The organism is Tetragenococcus halophilus subsp. halophilus DSM 20339 (genome assembly GCF_003841405.1).
Classification (GTDB): domain Bacteria; phylum Bacillota; class Bacilli; order Lactobacillales; family Enterococcaceae; genus Tetragenococcus; species Tetragenococcus halophilus.
On sequence record NZ_PXYA01000002.1, the window covers coordinates 109,179 to 125,703 of the forward strand.

Sequence of the window (16,525 nt, forward strand, 5' to 3'; positions counted from 1 at the left end):
GCTCATACAAAAAGAGTTTTTTCACTTAAAGCAGCTCCTTTTTGATCTGTTTCAGAACAAATACAACTAGTTTTTTTTGAAGTAAGTTGACTAGTATCGATCACCAATTGATTCATATTTTTTTCATTCAATGAATAATGGTGCCATGTTCCTTTTTTTTCTACGTTTACTAAACCTGCATTCACAAGAACTTTTATATGATGGGATAAAGTCGGTTGGGTAAAATCAAATTGCTCTAATATATCACAAGCGCATAGCTCACCACAAGAAATAATATCTAATATTTTTACTCGTTTAGGATCAGATAAAGCTTTCATTACGGCTGCATAAGAGACTCATAGTCCATAAACAAACTCCTTTCTTTTGTGCTCTTAATTTAAATATAGATGATGTCCTATCTATATGCAACAATTAAAAATACCCTCCTAAATAGACATATGTTATCTATTTAGGAAGGTATATTTTTAATTTAAAATACTTTCAATAACGGAACCTTTTACTTCGATGGGACTCCACTCTACTACTGCAAAATGATCATTAGATAGTTCCACTACTTTATTAATCCAAGTGACTTCGCTTTTAGCACGAGCTTTGAGCACTTCATTTGTTGTACCACTCGTTAGCATACTATTATTTATGACCCACCAAGTATGAGCGATCTTAGCACGATTTAAATCTTCTTGTAGGCGCATAGATTCATATACTGGTGTATTTTCAGGTAAAGTAACCATGACAACTTCGGTTTGTTCTGGATCTTGTAAGACTGGCAACAGTCTACGAACGGACTCAGGAACTTCACCAGAAGTTCGTTCCACTTCTTTAGCATAGCTTTGAGAGGAATCTAATAACAATAAAGTGTGTCCAGTTGGGGCGGTATCAATGGCGACTACATCGCAATCAACTGTAGCGACAATCTCTGCAAATCGTCTGAAAACGGCAATTTCTTGAGTACAAGGCGAGCGTAAATCTTCTTCAACATAATCCAATTCCTCAGAAGACATTGTTTTACGGGCTGTAGCTAACACTTCTTCCTTATAATCCTGTAATTCTTTTTTCTCGTCGATATGGCTCATTTTAATTGAATCCGATTCTTTTATTACAAATCCCAAATGAGCAGCAGGATCTGTTGTTGCTAAATGAACTTTTTTTCCTTTGGCTGCCAATCCCGTTGCTAGTGTAGCAGCAATCGTAGTTTTACCAACGGCCACCTTTACCCATAGTGAAAACAACTTTTTTATTTGTACGATCTAATTCATCTACAATGTGTTGTAATTTAGGGTAATCCATTACTTCTGGAGCTTCTACAACGGCATTTGTTTGATCTGATGTTAAAAGTAATCGTAAGTTTTCAACACCTGTTACGTTATATGAGCGTAATGGAACGATAAATTTTGAAAATTGTTTCAAATTATCAGGCATATTTTTTAACGTTAATTGTTGTTCATCATAAATCTTTTGAGAAACGCTATCTGTCGGTCTTTCTAATAATCCATTGATAATTAATTGTTGATTTAACACACCGATTTCTTTTAATTCTTCAGAAGCTCTATTCGCTTCTACCAGTGGTCCGTTTTGCGGACGTGTAACTAACATTAAGGTTGTTTTTGTACCCTCTGATAGTGTGTCTACTGCGTGTTCATACATTTCTTGCTTATCGCCAAGTCCGGATAGCTGACCCATACATGAAACACCAGTAGTGTTTTCATCCAAGAAGTTACTCCATGCAGAAGGCAGTTGCAGCATTCTTAATGTGTGTCCAGTTGGAGCAGTATCAAAAATGATGTGATCATATTGAGCTTCAACTTCTGGATTCGTTAAAAAGCCAGCAAACTCATTAAAAGACGCAATTTCAACGGTACAAGAACCTAATAATTGCTCTTCCATGTTGGCTACAGCTGAATCAGGCAAAACCCCTCTATACGGACCAACAACACTTTCCATATAGTCACGTGCAGCAGTAATTGGATCAAAGTTCGCTACGGTTAATCCCTTCACTTCTGGAATTTCTAAGCCGTTGTTTGTTAATTCTTTCTCAAAAACATCTTGTAAATTACTAGCAGGATCCGTACCCACTAACATAACATTTTTCCCACTATCCGCCAAAGAAACTGCGGTAGCACAAGCTGTAGATGTTTTTCCTACTCCGCCTTTACCAGTAAAGAAAAGATATTTTGTAAAGTTTAATTGTTCTGGTTGATAATTTTCCATCTTTTAAAATCCTCCTAACAACATCCTGAATTTGATCCACAACAGCCACCGTAACAGCCACCGTCATTCGAGCCCATTGGGACAAATCTGACTCCTGTAAAAGCTGTTATTTCTTCAATTGAAGGGTATTCTCCCACTTTAACTACTTCTCCATTTAATAATGTTGCTGGCAACGCATCAGCGCCCTTTTCTTGCAATAATTTACTCATTTGTTCGTTTTCTACAAATGTTTGAGGATCACTAGATAAATTGTATCTTTTAGCTTGAAACCCCTCTAATGTATCTAAAGCGTTCATAACTGAAGTAATTTGTAATAAGTCTTCATTTACAGATGGTCCACATACACCTGTGCTACAGCACATTGCTGGTTCAAATAATGCTAATTCTGTCATAATTTTTTTGCTCCTTTGTATAGAATTTATTTTGAAACTAATACATAGACAATTATCTATATATAATATAGAACTTTATCTATCTATAGTCAATAAAAAATAATTTTGAGTAATTGTACTAGCTTAAATTCCTGCCGCCATCTCTAAGAGTACCTCTGATTAGCAAAAAAATAACCTCAAAATATCAAGGTTCTGAATACATGATTCTAGGTCAAGTCCAAAATCTTGTGTAAAAATATCAATGTCATTTACGCCCTGTCTGTTGAACGATTTTCCAATCATTTGATAAAGGTTCTTTTCATTTATGGTTTAAATTTTTCTCGAAGCAACGGATAAGATCAGGTAGTCGACGGATTTGACAACGAATCTATTCAGACATGGTGATCTTGGGCGGCTTCTTCGGTTCTTCAACCTAAGAACAGGCGCCCATTTCGCTTACCGCGAATACCATGCCTTCATTCATTGTCAAATCGTCCTTCGTTTTCTTTCAAGATCAATCCGTAGAGAATGGGAACTCTTCTTCTAAGACAGGGCCTTGTAAAAAGGGTTTGGGCATTTGTTGCCATTCTTCTTGTATATCCATTAAAACGGCGCCAATCAAACGTTCAGCGGAAACGACATTGGGAAAGATCGAAACCACTTTTTCCCGACGTCGAATTTCCCGGTTTAAGCGTTCTAAAGAATTTGTTGTACGTAACGAAAAATGATAGTCTTCCGGCTCGCTTAAGTATTGTAAGCCATCATGGAAGCCTTGATCGAGTAGCGCCAATACTGCTTCGTAACGAGAATCTCCTTGCACGCATGCTTCAAATTTCTGACGAGCTTCTTTGGCTCCTTGTAGGGTATTCGAACGGAAGATTTTTTTCAAATGCTTGCGGGCTTCTGAGTTATTTTTCTTGGGCATTTGGTCGATCATATTTCGTAAGAAATGGACCGTGCAACGTTGCCAAGCAGCCCCTGTAAAGATTTCTTGAATCGCTTTTTTTAGCCCAGAATGAGCATCGGAGATAATGAGACGTGGTTGCGTTAAGCCTCGTTCTCGCAACTCTTGAAAAAATTGTTTCCAGCTAGCGTACGATTCTTCTTCACTCACCTTAAAGCCTAAGATTTCCCGGCGGTTTTTCTGGTTGACCCCTTGCGCAATATATACGCCTTTACTCACCACGTGATGGTTTTCTCGAACTTTAATATACATGGCATCGACATAAACATAACGAAAGGAACTGTGGGTTAATGAACGAGACTTAAAAGCTTCGATTTCCGGATCTAATCGTTTCATCGTATTCGAAACAAATGATTTAGACACCGACTCGCCACACAATTCTTCGACAATGTGTGTGACTTTCTTTGTGGAAACACCTTGAATGACTGCTTCCATTAAACTTAAGACAAAGGCTTGATCTTTGCGCTGATATTGTTCAAAAACTTGCGTGGAAAACTCCCCTGATCGTGTACGTGGGATTTTCAAACGAAGTTTTCCTACTGCTAAGGTAAAACTTCGTTCATAGTAGCCGTTACGATAGTCTAAGCGCTGACCATTGCGTTCATAGTGTTGAGCTTGAATAAATTCGTCCCTTTCCACTTCCATATAAGCGTTGAGTACAGTGACAGCTAACGATTTCATCATCATATTCATATCACTTTGCATAATTGCCTCTGTTAATTCTTCAAAATCTATATTAATATTAAGTTGGGTCATATCCATCTTCCTTTCCAATGTTTTCGGCTAAATGACATTGTAACAGAGATGGATATGATCTCTTTTCTTTTTACACAATTATATGGAAACAACTTGATTCTATCTAATTTCATGTGTTACAACTTAATAGGAATTTAAATTTTATTATTAGATTTTTTAATCATTTACACGAAAATTAATTTTATAAAGAGCATACTCTATACTCTTATTTTTTTTTCAAGAACTCAAAAAAGCGGAAAATCCCAGATTTAAAAATCTGAGTTTCCGCTTTTGTCATTTCAAGGATGGACTATTGTCTCAGCCTCTTCTAATTTATTCTTAAGATATTTTTACTTTCTCTGTAGGTGCTGATACTTCTTTTTATTCTTTTCGACCTTTCAACTTATACTTCATTAATCTCATGCCATTGAAAATTACCGCCAAGATACTACCTTCATGAACCAACATTCCGATAGACATATTCATCCATTCGCTGAAGAAGACGCTGGTCAACAAGACCAACACTACGCCAATTGAAATCACGATATTTTGTTTCATATTATTTGCGGTGGCTTTTACTAATCCTAATGCGTGAGGCAAGTTGCTGAAGTTCGAGTTCATTAAAACGACATCGGATGTTTCAATTGCTACGTCCGTTCCGCTTCCCATTGCGATTCCAATGTCTGCTAAAGCTAAGGACGGACTATCGTTAACGCCATCTCCAACAAAGGCTACAATTTGACCACGTTGTTGAAGTTTTCCGATATAAGCCGATTTGTCTTCCGGCAACATGTGGCCGTGAGCTTCGGTCAAACCAAGTTCGCCGGCGACCACATCAACGGTTACTTGGTTATCTCCTGAAAGAACAACTAGATTTTTCACGCCCAAGTCTTTTAATTCCTGCAAATTAGCTTTCACACCCGGACGGACTTGATCGCGAATGCCCATCAGTACTTTTAATTCACCGTCGACCGCTGTCAAAACGAGAGAGTTCCCTTGTTGTTCAAACCGTTTGACATCTTTTTGCACTTTTTTGCTGAGAGTGACATTTTCTTTTTCCATCAAGGCCACATTCCCAACAGCCACTCTATGTCCAGCTACACTTGAAACGATTCCGCCGCCTTTCACCGCTTCAGTTCCTTCAACAGGATAAAAGTCTGTTTCTCCAATTTGATTTAAGACCGCTTTTGCTAATGGATGATCTGATTCCCGTTCCACACTGGCCAGATAGCCAAGCGTTTCAGCAGAATCTTTTTCATATAGTTCAGTCGCTGCAACGGTTGGGTTTCCGACAGTTAAAGTACCTGTCTTATCAAATACAATTGTATCCACATTGCTGAAGTCTTGAATGACTTCACTCCCTTTTAAAAGAACACCGCTACGAGCACCATTCCCAATACCGGCAACGTTTGAGACAGGCACTCCGATAACTAATGCGCCTGGGCAACCTAGAACCAAGATGGTGATTGCTAACTCAATATTTTGACTGAACGCCCATACAACAATTGCCAGAACCAAGACAGCTGGTGTGTAGTATTTAGAAAAACGATCAATGAACCGTTCTGCTTCGGATTTAGAATCTTGTGCTTCTTCCACGAGTTCAATAATTTTTCCAAATGTGGTGTCCTCACCAACTCGGTCAGCTCTGATTTGAATCGTTCCGTTTTCTAAAATGGTTCCTGCAAAAACTTCTGCATCAGCTTGCTTGTTGACCGGAACAGCTTCACCTGTAATGCTAGCTTCATTGATATGCCCTTCACCCGTAAGGACTATGCCATCTACTGGAACTTTCGCACCCGTTTTAACGAGTAAGATATCCCCTTCATCTATATCATCCACGTCTACTTCTTCAAATTCGCCATTATCCATTTGTTTCAAGGCACTTTCGGGTGCCATTTCAGTCAATCCTTTGATAGCAGATCGCGTTTGGTTCAATGTTCGTTGTTCCAAGTAGTGTCCGAATAAGAATAAGAACGTGACAATAGCCGATTCTTCATAATTTTGAATAAAAAGCGCACCAATCGCTGCAATACTGACTAAGACATCAATACTGATGACTTTGACTTTCATTGCTTGAAACGCTTGAATGGCAATTGGCGTAATCCCAAAGACAGAGGCGATGATCAAAGACCACTCTGAAAGTCCTACGTTTTCTAAAACAAAGTGACTGAAGAAACCGAGTACGATTAACAATCCACTGATGACGGTGATAACATTTTTCTTGCTTAATATATATTGTTGCATGCTTTTTCCCTCCAAATTTAATTTCTCTTTTATTGATAAACACAGTATAAGATAATTGCCTAAGTAATTAATTGACTGACATCAAGTTTAGAAAGTTCTCTTTTATCGTTTCTAAGCACCTCGAATCGGATTGCAACAATCGAGTAGGTGACTAGCCATTAATTGGCTAGTCGACCTCTCACACCACCGTACGTACGGTTCCGTATACGGCGGTTCAATACCTTGCGTAAGCAGACTCTACCAAGGCGCTTAGTGAAACTAAGCCCCATCGGTGGAGTCTTTCGTTTGTAAGTGTCCGATGAACTTCAGACGTTTTGGACAATCGCCAATACTTCTTTCTGGAATAGCCAATCATTTTAGCGTGATCTACGTCTAGTCCATAAGATAATAACTTCGTTATTTTCGTTTTGGGAGCTTTCCAGCGTTTGAGGATGAGCTGTCTGATGCGGTGATGTAACCATGGTTCAATTTCCTTTTGAATAAACCCTCGAATAAATCCCAATCCGAAATAGCCTATCCAGCCACGCGTGACTTGATTGATTTCCTTTATGATCGTTCGAAAATCACCCGCACGCTTACGACTTGTTCGTCGTTTCAATTCGGCTTTGAATTTCTTCTTGGCTTCTTTGGTAGGAATAAAACGACAGATTCCATTGACTTTCATCATCAGACAGCTCAAGAATTTTAAACGGGTCGGCGACCCTACTTGACTCTTGTCTTGGTTGACAATTAATTTAAGATCCTTTTCAATAAAGCGTGTCACACTTTTCAGAACACGTTCGCCCGCACGTTTTGATTTCACATAGATGACGAAGTCATCAGCGTAACGAACAAATTGATGGCCTCTTTTCTCAAGTTCTTTATCCAGTTCATGTAAGTAAACATTGCAGAGAAGGGGCGATAGGACCGCTCCTTGAGGTGCGCCGGTCTTTCTTTCTACGTATTCGCCAGACAGGTCAATAACACCACTCATCAAGAACTTACGAATAACCTTGAGAATCGCTTTATCTTGAATGAATTGTTCCAAATGGTACATGAGTTTATCATGGTTCAACGTATCAAAACATTGCTTCAAATCACAATCGACCACAACTCTATAGCCTTCCTCATAATAGGCAACGCATTGTTTCAAAGCTGTGTGCGTTCCTTTATTTAGACGGAAGCCATGACTTTGGGGTAGGAAATGGGGGTCAATAATGGGTTCAATCACTTGTCGGATCGCTTGTTGGACCACTCGGTCTCGCGCACAAGGAATTCCTAGTTTACGCTTATCGCCATTAGACTTGGGAATCTCTACTTGTTTGACCGGTTGCGGTTGGTACGTCCCTTGAAGTAATTTCTTCCTTAGTGGCTCATACCATTTCTCAATGTGAGCTTCCACTTCATCCACATCCATACCATCTACACCAGCTGCTCCTTTATTGCGTCTAACCATTGTAACAGCTGTGCTTAAATTTTCTTTTCTTACGACGAGCTCCATCAAAGATGAAGACTTACGATACATTTCTTTCATTTGACCTAGAGGATGACTCTACACATCTACATACACTTTTGGTTCCACCTTATCCCTCTGTAGATTGCCAGCCTTTACGGCTGTTTTCTGTAGTCTTCGTCTCCTCTAACCTCCAATCTATACTTTGTATGAGTATTGTTCGGTCCTTCGGTACATTTTCCCTACTATGACCTCGGCTGACTTCTGTCTATTCGTTATTACTACGACTCCTGTCGCTAGACAGACCTCCCCGGGTAAGGCGCGATAACCTTCCACTCATGTCACTGCCTCATTTACTGTATGGGATTCGGGCAGTATCGGACTTTACTTTGTTTTGCAAGCTTGTCCATCCCAAACCAGCCTTCTTATGAGATTCCTGTTCGTCAGTGCAAGTGTTTGCCTCTAGCTTCCTTCAGATTCCGCCTCACGGCGGACACCTTTGCTTTTAGCTAACAGTTCCTACTGCCAAGTCTGTAGTGGACTTTCACCACCAAGTTATCGCCCATGCCGAGCGCAATCGAGTAGGAGACTAACCATTAATTGGTTAGTCGACCTCTCACACCACCGTACGTACGGTTCCGTATACGGCGGTTCAATATCTTGCGTAAGCAGACTCTACCAAGGCGCTTAGTGAAACTAAGCCCCATCGGTGGAGTCTTTCGTTTGTAAGTGTCCGATGAACTTCAGACGTTTTGGACAGTCGCCAATATTTCTTTCTAGAGGATCCGATTTTCTTGGCGCCGTTTAAATCTAAACCATAAGACAATAACTTCGTTATTTTCGTTTTGGGAACTTTCCAACGTTTGAGGATCAGCTGCCTGATGCGGTGATGTAACCATGGTTCAATTTCCTTTTGAATAAAACCTCGAATAAATCCCAATCCGAAATAGCCTATCCAGCCACGCGTGACTTGATTGATTTCCTCTATGATCGTTCGAAAATCACCCGCACGCTTACGGCTTGTTCGACGTTTCAATTCGGCTTTGAATTTCTTCTTGGCTTCTTTGGTAGGGATAAAACGACAGGTGCCATTGACTTTCATTATCAGACAGCTCAAGAATTTTAAACGCGTTGGTGCCCCCACTTGACTCTTGTCTTGATTAACAATGAGTTTAAGATCTTTTTCAATGAAACGGGTCACACTTTTTAACACTCGTTCGCCCGCACGTTTTGACTTGACATAGATGACGAAGTCATCGGCATAACGAACAAATTGGTGTCCTCTTTTCTCAAGTTCTTTATCCAGTTCATGTAAGTAAATATTACAGAGAAGAGGCGATAAGACCGCCCCTTGAGGTGCACCCGACTTTCTTTCTACGTATTCGCTAGACAGGTTAATCACACCACTCGTCAAGAACTTACGAATAACCTTGAGAATTGCCTTATCTTGAATAAACTGCTCTAAGTGATACATGAGCTTGTCATGATTTAGTGTGTCAAAGCATTGTTTCAAGTCACAATCGACCACCACTTTATAGCCTTCCTCATAATAGGCGACACATTGCTTCAAAGCAGTGTGTGTTCCCTTATTCGGGCGAAATCCGTGGCTTTGTGGAAGAAAATATGGGTCAATGATGGGCTCAATGACTTGTCGAATCGCTTGTTGAACTACGCGATCACGCACACATGGAATTCCCAATTGGCGTTTTTCACCATTGGGTTTCGGTATTTCGACTTGTTTGACCGGTTGTGGCTGGTAGGTCCCTTGAAGCAATTTCTGCCTTAGTGGCGCATACAACTTCTCAATGTGGTCTTCTACTTCATCCACAGCCATACCATCGACACCAGCGGCTCCTTTATTACGTCGGACCCTTGTTGCGGCTGTCTTAAGATTTTCTTTTCTTACAACGGACTTCATCAAAGATGAAGACTTACGATACATTTCTTTCATTTCTCCTAGAGGATAACTCGACACATCTACATACGCTTTCAGGTTCCACCTTATCCCTCTGTAGATTGCCAACCTTATGGTTGTTTTCTGTCTTCTTTGCTTCCTCTAACCTCCAATCTATACTTTGTATGAATATTGTTCGGTCCTTCGGTACATTTTCCCTACTATGACCTCAGCTGACTTCTATCTATTCGTTATTACTACGACAGCTGTCGCTAGATAGATATCCTCGGGTAAGGAGTGATAACCTTCCACTCATGCCGCTGCCTCATTTACTGTATGGGATTCGGGCAGTATTGGACTTTGCTTTGTTTGGCAAGCTCATCCGTCCCAATCCAGCCTTCCTATGAGGTTTCTGTTCGTCAGCGCGAGTGTTTGCCTCCAGCTTCCTTCAGATTCCACTTCGCAGTGGACACCCTTGCTTTTGGCTAACAGTTCCTACTGCCAAGCCTGTAGTGGACTTTCACCACCAAGTTATCGCCCATGCCGAGCGCACCAAAAAAGCAATCCTGGAAAAATAGCTTTTCTTCCAGAATTGCCTAGTTCATTTAATCTGTTAAGCGGCCTTGACTTTTGCTTTAAGGACCGGATAGCCTACGTTTTCGATAGCTTTTTGAATCTCTTCAATCGAAGTGACAGCTGAATCAAAATTGGTTTTGACTTTGCTGGAGTTGAATAATACTTTAATGCTGTCTTTATCAATACCGTTAACTGATTTCACGGCACCTTCAATTTTTTGCATACAACTTGGACAAGACAACGTTTCTAATTGCAATATAGCTTTTTCCATAATTCCTATCTCCTTTATGTGTTTTTATTTTATCGGCAGCAGATTAATGAACACTGCCTTTTCCTCTTTACAACTGTAGTATAGCTCACTTTTAGCAAACGAAAATTGACGCATATCAAGTTTTGCACTTCTTTTTATCTTTTTGCTCAATTCACCATCTTAATAGTCTTTTTCTGCCCCTTATTGCCATCAGAATAATAAGAAATTGGTGGATAATCTTGTCTGCGTATAAACCATACTACAATCGCGCCAATAAACAGGGCCAGAGACAAGGCTTGCGAAACGCGGATCCACTCGCCAATCCATAAACTGTCCGTTCGCATACCTTCAATGAAGAACCGACCCACTGAGTACCACAAAACGTAACTCAAAGCGACTTCTCCTTGACGCAAAAGCTGTTTTCGGTTCCGTATAGTGACGATGAGGACAAAGCCCAACAAACTCCACAATGACTCGTATAAAAAAGTCGGATGGTAGTAGGTACCATTGATATTCATTTGTTCAATGATAAATTCAGGTAAATAAAGATTTTCCAAGAATTGACGAGTAACCGGTCCACCATGAGCTTCCTGATTCATAAAATTGCCCTAACGACCAATGGACTGGGCTAACAATACATTGGGCGCTAAAATATCAAGAACGAGTGCCAAAGAAGTACCTTTTTTCTTTGCATACCAATATAGCGTACCCCCTCCTGCAATCAATCCCCCATAAATCGCAATGCCGCCATTCCAAATCGCAAGGATTTGTCCTGGATTTTGCAGATAATAACCAAGTTCAAATAACACATAATAAAGCCGAGCGCCGAGGAGTCCAATCGGAATTGCCCATAAGGCCATATCGATAATGGTATCCTCTTCCAGTCCTTTTTTCTTTGCTTCCTTGGTGCTCAACTGGAGAGCCGCTAATATGCCTGCTGCAATAATGACTCCATACCAATGAATCACAACAGAACCAATCTCCACCACATGGGGATTCAAAACGCCTAATACGAATCCCATTCTATTTGCTCCATTTCTTCAATTTTTCGCGTCATTCTAGTCATGGTGATGCTGAACAAGATTCCGGCTAAGCTCCATGGAAACCAAACAGTGAATACACTTTTATCTCCCTGGTCACTCGCTTCGTAATACGCCACTTTTCCGTGTCCGATTACGCCGGCTCCTTTTACAACTTCCTCTTCTTCTTCCATAGCTAACCTATCTGCCTCAACAACGTTAGACGTTTTTGCTTCGCCGCCAATCGTGTTCTTGGTGAAAGGGACGACAAAGAATGCACCCGCTGCTGACAACGTGATGGCAACTATCACCCAAAAACAATGCACATTCACCCCTACTTATTTTTACGTTTTGTTCGACAACCCTATCTTAAAGAAAAATAAAACAAAAAAACTTGAGGGTTATCATGTTTGTGCTTTTATTTTTCCAATGAATGAAGGTCGTTCTGTCTTAAAAAAGCCAAAAACGGACAGATGGAAGCAAAAGCACTGAGTTCTGTCCCGTTGTTAATGAAGAGCGACAGAACACCAACGTGTAGAAAAAAGTGTGTCCGATTATTCGCTGTAAAGCAATAAATCATCTAAATCCTGAATCTTGATCCTTTTCCCAGACAGCTGTTGAATCAATCCCTCGTCCTCCAATTCTCCAAATTGGCGACTGATGGTCTCAGGTGTCGTTCCTAAATAGGAAGCAATGTCCTTTTTTGCCATCGGCAGGGTGATGGTGGGAGAGTTGCCCATTTCAGGTTCCACATTTTCTGCCAAAAACAAAACTAAACGGGTAATGACACTCTCCACGGCTACTTGTGCAGTTTGACGTCCGGAGCTTTCTAACCGCTGCGACATTTCTCCTAGCAGCTTTAACGAAATTGCATGATACTCTTTTAGAAACTCTTGTACATCATGTTGTTGAATCATGCAGACAGACGTATCTCGAGTAGCTTCTGCGTATTCCTCGTGCACAGCATCAGGATTGAACAACGTCCATTCTCCCGTAAAGTCACCCGGATTCAAAATACGCACTAGTTGCTCTTTGCCAGAATTAGACAAGCGATAAATGCGGACTTTTCCGCGATTCACAATATACAAGGCATCATCTTTTTCTTGCGAGCGAAACAGAAACTCCCCTTTTTGATAGTGCTTCGTGTGAGCTTTTCCAGCGATGCGATCCATCGAGCTTTCCTCCAAATGATTGAATATCGGGACTAAGCGGATACAAGCTGAGTGGTCTCCTGCTGCATGTGGTTGGGTGTATTGAGTCAATTCGTTCTTCCCCTTTATCAGTTTATTGTCCTTCTTTTAACTTTCCTATATTTAGTATAAAGGCCCCCTACCTCAAAAAAATTGACACTCATCAAGAAAAGTCTTTTTAACGGCAAAAAAATGGGAGCTGGAAAGAGTCCCAACCCCAAAATCTTTAATTTTTAAATGTATGTTTACGAAAAACCTAATCTTCATCCTCATCAAACGCATCGTCGTCTTCCAATGCCTCTTTGCCAATGAACGCTTGCAGCATCCAAATGTTTTTATCTAAGTCATTTTTAAAAGCAATCAGTGTATCTTCTAAAGCATCGTCACCCTCATCTTGTACTAAACGAATAGCACGAATCGTTAATTCACGGGTACTTCTGAAATCTTCGATAATATTTTCAACCATGTCTTCTGCTTTAGCGTATTTATTGATGGCATCTTCTGAAAGCATGGAATATTTTTCAAATTCAGCGGTGGTTGAAGCCGGTTTATGACCGGAAATAATCAAGCGTTCTGCTAGTTTGTCGAACCATTCTTCGTTTTGATTATACAATTCTTCAAATTTTTCATGCAGGGTGAAGAAATTAGCGCCATTTACATACCAGTGATATTGGTGCAATTTCACATGTAAAGTATGCATGTTCCCTAAAAGATGATCCGAAATGGCCGCTGCATTAATTTTTGTATGATGGACATGTTCCTTGTGTTCTTGTTCTTCTTGCAATCTTTCTTGGGGTGTTCTTTCTTGAGAAGCTTTATTTTCAGTCATGATCTATTCCTCCTATAATTTTGGTTTGTTTAAAATAGCTTCCTTTGATTCCTCCTTTTCCTTTACTGAATTTAGTATAGGATAGATTTCCGTTAAAAAAATTGATGCTCATCAAGAAAAGTATTTCTTAATAGACGCCAGGCTTCTCTATTAAATTCAACTGAAATAATCAAAGGAATGAAGTCGTTCCCTCCAAACAAAAATTTCATTAAAGTAGGGCCTAAAAAAAGAATAGCAACTATACTTTGTCAAGAGACCTGACTGCTATTTTTTTGCTTGTTATTCTTCAATTACCAAATGTCTTGCCTTGCAGTATATTTAATGCTCTTTCTCACTAGTGTTGCATGCAACACTAGTGAGAAAGAGTATTAATAAGATTAACCTAGAAGAATAACTTTACTTTATTTATGTCATACCATAAATAAAAATTGAAAAGAATTTTTTTATTTATTTTTAGTAGATCGATTAATAGGAGTTTTAGCTTGGGAGCGTCAATAATTTTGTGTAAATGGTTCTTCCCTACTGTAGATTGTTTCTAATTCTCCATCGGTTGACTCAGCATTTGTTCGAGCTCGCCTTCGGCCTGTTGGAAACCTTTATGACTGCGACCTAGGAATTTTGGGTTGTAAGTATCAAAAGACGAGACTAAGAAACGTTCCATCGACTCTTCATTTTGGAACTGTTCCTTGCGGTGGCTGTATTTCTTGATTTGTTTATTGAAAGATTCGATTAAATTAGTTGAGTAAATGCTTCGGCGGATACCAGGCGGAAACTCATAAAAAGTCAATAAATCTTGATTTTTTATCAGTGACTGCGTCACTTTAGGATAAGTTTTCTGCCACTTCTCAATCATACTCCCTAAAAAGGTATTTGCCTCTTCCTTTGAGCTAGCTTGATAAACAGCCTTAAAATCATCACAGATTTCTTTTCGATCTTTGACACGTGCTTTATGACTGATATTACGGGAAACGTGAACACAGCAATGTTGGTATTTAGCTTTAGGATAAATCTGGTGAATCGTATCTTTCATGCCTTTTAAGCCATCGGTAATAAACAGTAAGACATCATGAACCCCTCTGGAGTAAATGTCCTGTAACAACTCATTCCAAACGTAGGTCGATCCAGTCCGAGCAATCGCATAACTTAGTACTTCTTTAGTGCCGTCTTCTCGTATACCAATGGCAATATAGATTGCTTCTTTGGAGACGGTTTGCCGTTTTAAAGGAATATAAGTAGCATCCATGAAAATAGCGACATACTTATCATTTAGAGTTCTAACTTTAAATGCATTTACTTCTTCAGTCAGCACTTTAGTCATGTTGGACATGGTTTGTGGAGTATAGTGATGCCCATACATTTTCTCAATCAAGTCTGCGATTTCCGACATGGTAATATGGATAGGCTACAATTAACTAGACAGAAAAATTAAGGTGTGTAGACTAGAAGAAAACATACCAGGAGGAATTTTTATGTCTAAGAGAACACGAAGAACTTTTTCACAAGAATTCAAGCAACAAATCGTCAATCTTTACTTAGCTGGAAAGCCACGTGTAGAAATCATTCGAGAATATGAACTAACGGCTTCAGCATTTGACAAATGGGTAAAGCAATCTAAAACGAGTGGTTCATTCAAAGGAAAAGATAATCTTACGCCTGAACAAAAAGAATTGTTAGAACTACGTAAAAGAAACCAGCAATTAGAAATGGAAAATGATATTTTAAAGCAAGCAGCGCTGATATTCGGACGAAGAGACAAGTAATCGATGCGAATAAGCATCTTTACCCTATATCAGCGATGTGCAGAATATTAGGTCTATCACGTCAGTCCTATTATTATCAATCAAAACCAAAGAAAGACGAATCAGAACTTGAAGAAGTAGTCGCTGAAGAATTTATCCGCAGCCGAAAGGCCTACGGCTCAAGAAAAATAAAAAAAGCCTTATCAAAACGAGGCATTCAGATCAGCCGACGAAAAATTAGTAGAATCATGAAAAATAGAGGATTAAAATCGAGCTATACTGTTGCTTATTTTAAAGTACATCATTCTACTTGCAATGAAGCCAAAACGACAAACGTATTGAATCGTAAATTCTTAAGAGACAACCCATTAGAAGCGATCGTAACAGACTTGACTTATGTACGAGTCGGGAAAAAATGGAATTATGTCTGTTTCATTTTGGATCTGTTCAATCGAGAAATTCTCGGCTATTCTTGTGGAGAACATAAAGATGCCGTTCTAGTAAAAAAAGCATTTAGCCGTATCAAACAACCTCTAACAGAGGTTGAGATTTTTCATACTGATCGTGGAAAAGAGTTTGATAACCAAGCTATTGATGAATTATTAACAACTTTTGACATCAATCGATCATTGAGTCATAAAGGCTGTCCTTTTGATAATGCCGTAGCTGAATCAACTTATAAGTCGTTGAAAGTAGAATTTGTCTATCAATACACATTTGAAACCTTACAACAATTGGATTTGGAGTTATTTGACTATGTCAATTGGTGGAACCACCTTCGGTTGCACGGTACACTTGGCTACGAGACACCGGTTGGTTACCGTAACCAGAGATTGGCGCAGCGAATCCTTGATAATGAGCTCGGATGTGCTAACGCTAGCGAGGCAGTCTAACTTTAACTGTTAGCTCCTGCCGAAGATCGTCACATCCGAGGAGGCTCATTGTCAAGGACAATCGGAATAGCATACGGAAAGAAGTTCTGCACCTTATAAAATTTGTCAAAAAAACTGTTGCCATTCCACTTTTTGCAATTATTCTCGTGAGGTCTTCTTTTAACTACATAAAATTGTAACC

At 39.6% G+C, this 16,525-nt stretch carries 11 protein-coding genes and 3 pseudogenes; 1 reads left to right on the forward strand and 13 read right to left on the reverse strand.

What is annotated here, in order from left to right; translation table 11 throughout:
• Positions 1–2: 2 nt before the first annotated feature.
• The 13 genes and pseudogenes from C7K42_RS06170 to C7K42_RS06240 all read right to left on the reverse strand — a co-directional run.
• Positions 3–317 carry an ArsR/SmtB family transcription factor gene (locus tag C7K42_RS06170; RefSeq protein ID WP_103099847.1) on the reverse strand — a complete coding sequence of 105 codons (315 nt, stop codon included), beginning with the start codon at positions 315–317 and terminating at the stop codon, positions 3–5.
• Positions 318–464: 147 nt separating this feature from the next.
• Positions 465–2,208: pseudogene (gene arsA, locus C7K42_RS06175) on the reverse strand (arsenical pump-driving ATPase).
• A gap of 14 nt (positions 2,209–2,222) precedes the next feature.
• A complete protein-coding gene (gene arsD / locus C7K42_RS06180) occupies positions 2,223–2,600 on the reverse strand; it encodes an arsenite efflux transporter metallochaperone ArsD (RefSeq protein ID WP_083498310.1) in 378 nt (125 codons plus the stop codon).
• 493 nt (positions 2,601–3,093) lie between these two features.
• Positions 3,094–4,299 (reverse strand): IS256 family transposase, encoded by a 1,206-nt coding sequence (locus tag C7K42_RS06185; RefSeq protein WP_103099848.1) that lies wholly within the window; start codon positions 4,297–4,299, stop codon positions 3,094–3,096.
• Positions 4,300–4,659: 360 nt separating this feature from the next.
• Positions 4,660–6,522: a heavy metal translocating P-type ATPase gene (locus C7K42_RS06190; protein ID WP_094243852.1), complete on the reverse strand. Its 1,863-nt coding sequence runs from the start codon at positions 6,520–6,522 to the stop codon at positions 4,660–4,662.
• Between the two features lie 214 nt (positions 6,523–6,736).
• A complete protein-coding gene (gene ltrA / locus C7K42_RS06195) occupies positions 6,737–8,035 on the reverse strand; it encodes a group II intron reverse transcriptase/maturase (protein ID WP_227869064.1) in 1,299 nt (432 codons plus the stop codon).
• Between the two features lie 571 nt (positions 8,036–8,606).
• Complete coding sequence (gene ltrA, locus C7K42_RS06200; RefSeq protein WP_227869084.1) at positions 8,607–9,905, reverse strand: group II intron reverse transcriptase/maturase; 1,299 nt, start codon at positions 9,903–9,905, stop codon at positions 8,607–8,609.
• A 556-nt stretch (positions 9,906–10,461) separates the two neighbouring features.
• Positions 10,462–10,695, reverse strand: a complete 234-nt coding sequence (locus C7K42_RS06210; RefSeq protein ID WP_003103602.1) for a heavy-metal-associated domain-containing protein — start codon at positions 10,693–10,695, stop codon at positions 10,462–10,464.
• A gap of 146 nt (positions 10,696–10,841) precedes the next feature.
• Positions 10,842–11,696 (reverse strand): annotated as a pseudogene (gene lgt, locus C7K42_RS06215) (prolipoprotein diacylglyceryl transferase).
• Positions 11,681–12,019 (reverse strand): hypothetical protein, encoded by a 339-nt coding sequence (locus C7K42_RS06220; protein ID WP_094243853.1) that lies wholly within the window; start codon positions 12,017–12,019, stop codon positions 11,681–11,683. The pseudogene lgt and the gene C7K42_RS06220 overlap by 16 nt, the downstream one beginning before the upstream one ends.
• 228 nt (positions 12,020–12,247) lie before the next feature.
• Positions 12,248–12,955: a Crp/Fnr family transcriptional regulator gene (locus tag C7K42_RS06230; RefSeq protein ID WP_014125710.1), complete on the reverse strand. Its 708-nt coding sequence runs from the start codon at positions 12,953–12,955 to the stop codon at positions 12,248–12,250.
• Between the two features lie 184 nt (positions 12,956–13,139).
• Positions 13,140–13,712, reverse strand: a complete 573-nt coding sequence (locus C7K42_RS06235) for a Dps family protein (protein ID WP_014125711.1) — start codon at positions 13,710–13,712, stop codon at positions 13,140–13,142.
• A gap of 535 nt (positions 13,713–14,247) precedes the next feature.
• Positions 14,248–15,105 (reverse strand): annotated as a pseudogene (locus C7K42_RS06240) (IS256 family transposase); the annotation flags it as partial.
• Between the two features lie 76 nt (positions 15,106–15,181).
• Between C7K42_RS06240 and C7K42_RS06245 the strand changes: the two are divergent.
• Positions 15,182–16,344 (forward strand): IS3 family transposase gene (locus tag C7K42_RS06245; RefSeq protein ID WP_094243854.1). Its coding sequence is split into 2 segments (ribosomal slippage): positions 15,182–15,458 and positions 15,458–16,344, totalling 1,164 coding nucleotides; the frame shifts between segments, so codons are not numbered across the junction.
• Positions 16,345–16,525 lie beyond the last annotated feature (181 nt).

What these genes read in the sequence shown, in the direction of transcription:
- C7K42_RS06170 (WP_103099847.1), bottom strand. Translation starts at nt 317, where the DNA reads ATGAAAGCTTTATCTGATCCTAAACGAGTAAAAATATTAGATATTATT.
- arsD (WP_083498310.1), bottom strand. Translation starts at nt 2,600, where the DNA reads ATGACAGAATTAGCATTATTTGAACCAGCAATGTGCTGTAGCACAGGT.
- C7K42_RS06185 (WP_103099848.1), bottom strand. Translation starts at nt 4,299, where the DNA reads ATGACCCAACTTAATATTAATATAGATTTTGAAGAATTAACAGAGGCA.
- C7K42_RS06190 (WP_094243852.1), bottom strand. Translation starts at nt 6,522, where the DNA reads ATGCAACAATATATATTAAGCAAGAAAAATGTTATCACCGTCATCAGT.
- ltrA (WP_227869064.1), bottom strand. Translation starts at nt 8,035, where the DNA reads ATGAAAGAAATGTATCGTAAGTCTTCATCTTTGATGGAGCTCGTCGTA.
- ltrA (WP_227869084.1), bottom strand. Translation starts at nt 9,905, where the DNA reads ATGAAAGAAATGTATCGTAAGTCTTCATCTTTGATGAAGTCCGTTGTA.
- C7K42_RS06210 (WP_003103602.1), bottom strand. Translation starts at nt 10,695, where the DNA reads ATGGAAAAAGCTATATTGCAATTAGAAACGTTGTCTTGTCCAAGTTGT.
- C7K42_RS06235 (WP_014125711.1), bottom strand. Translation starts at nt 13,712, where the DNA reads ATGACTGAAAATAAAGCTTCTCAAGAAAGAACACCCCAAGAAAGATTG.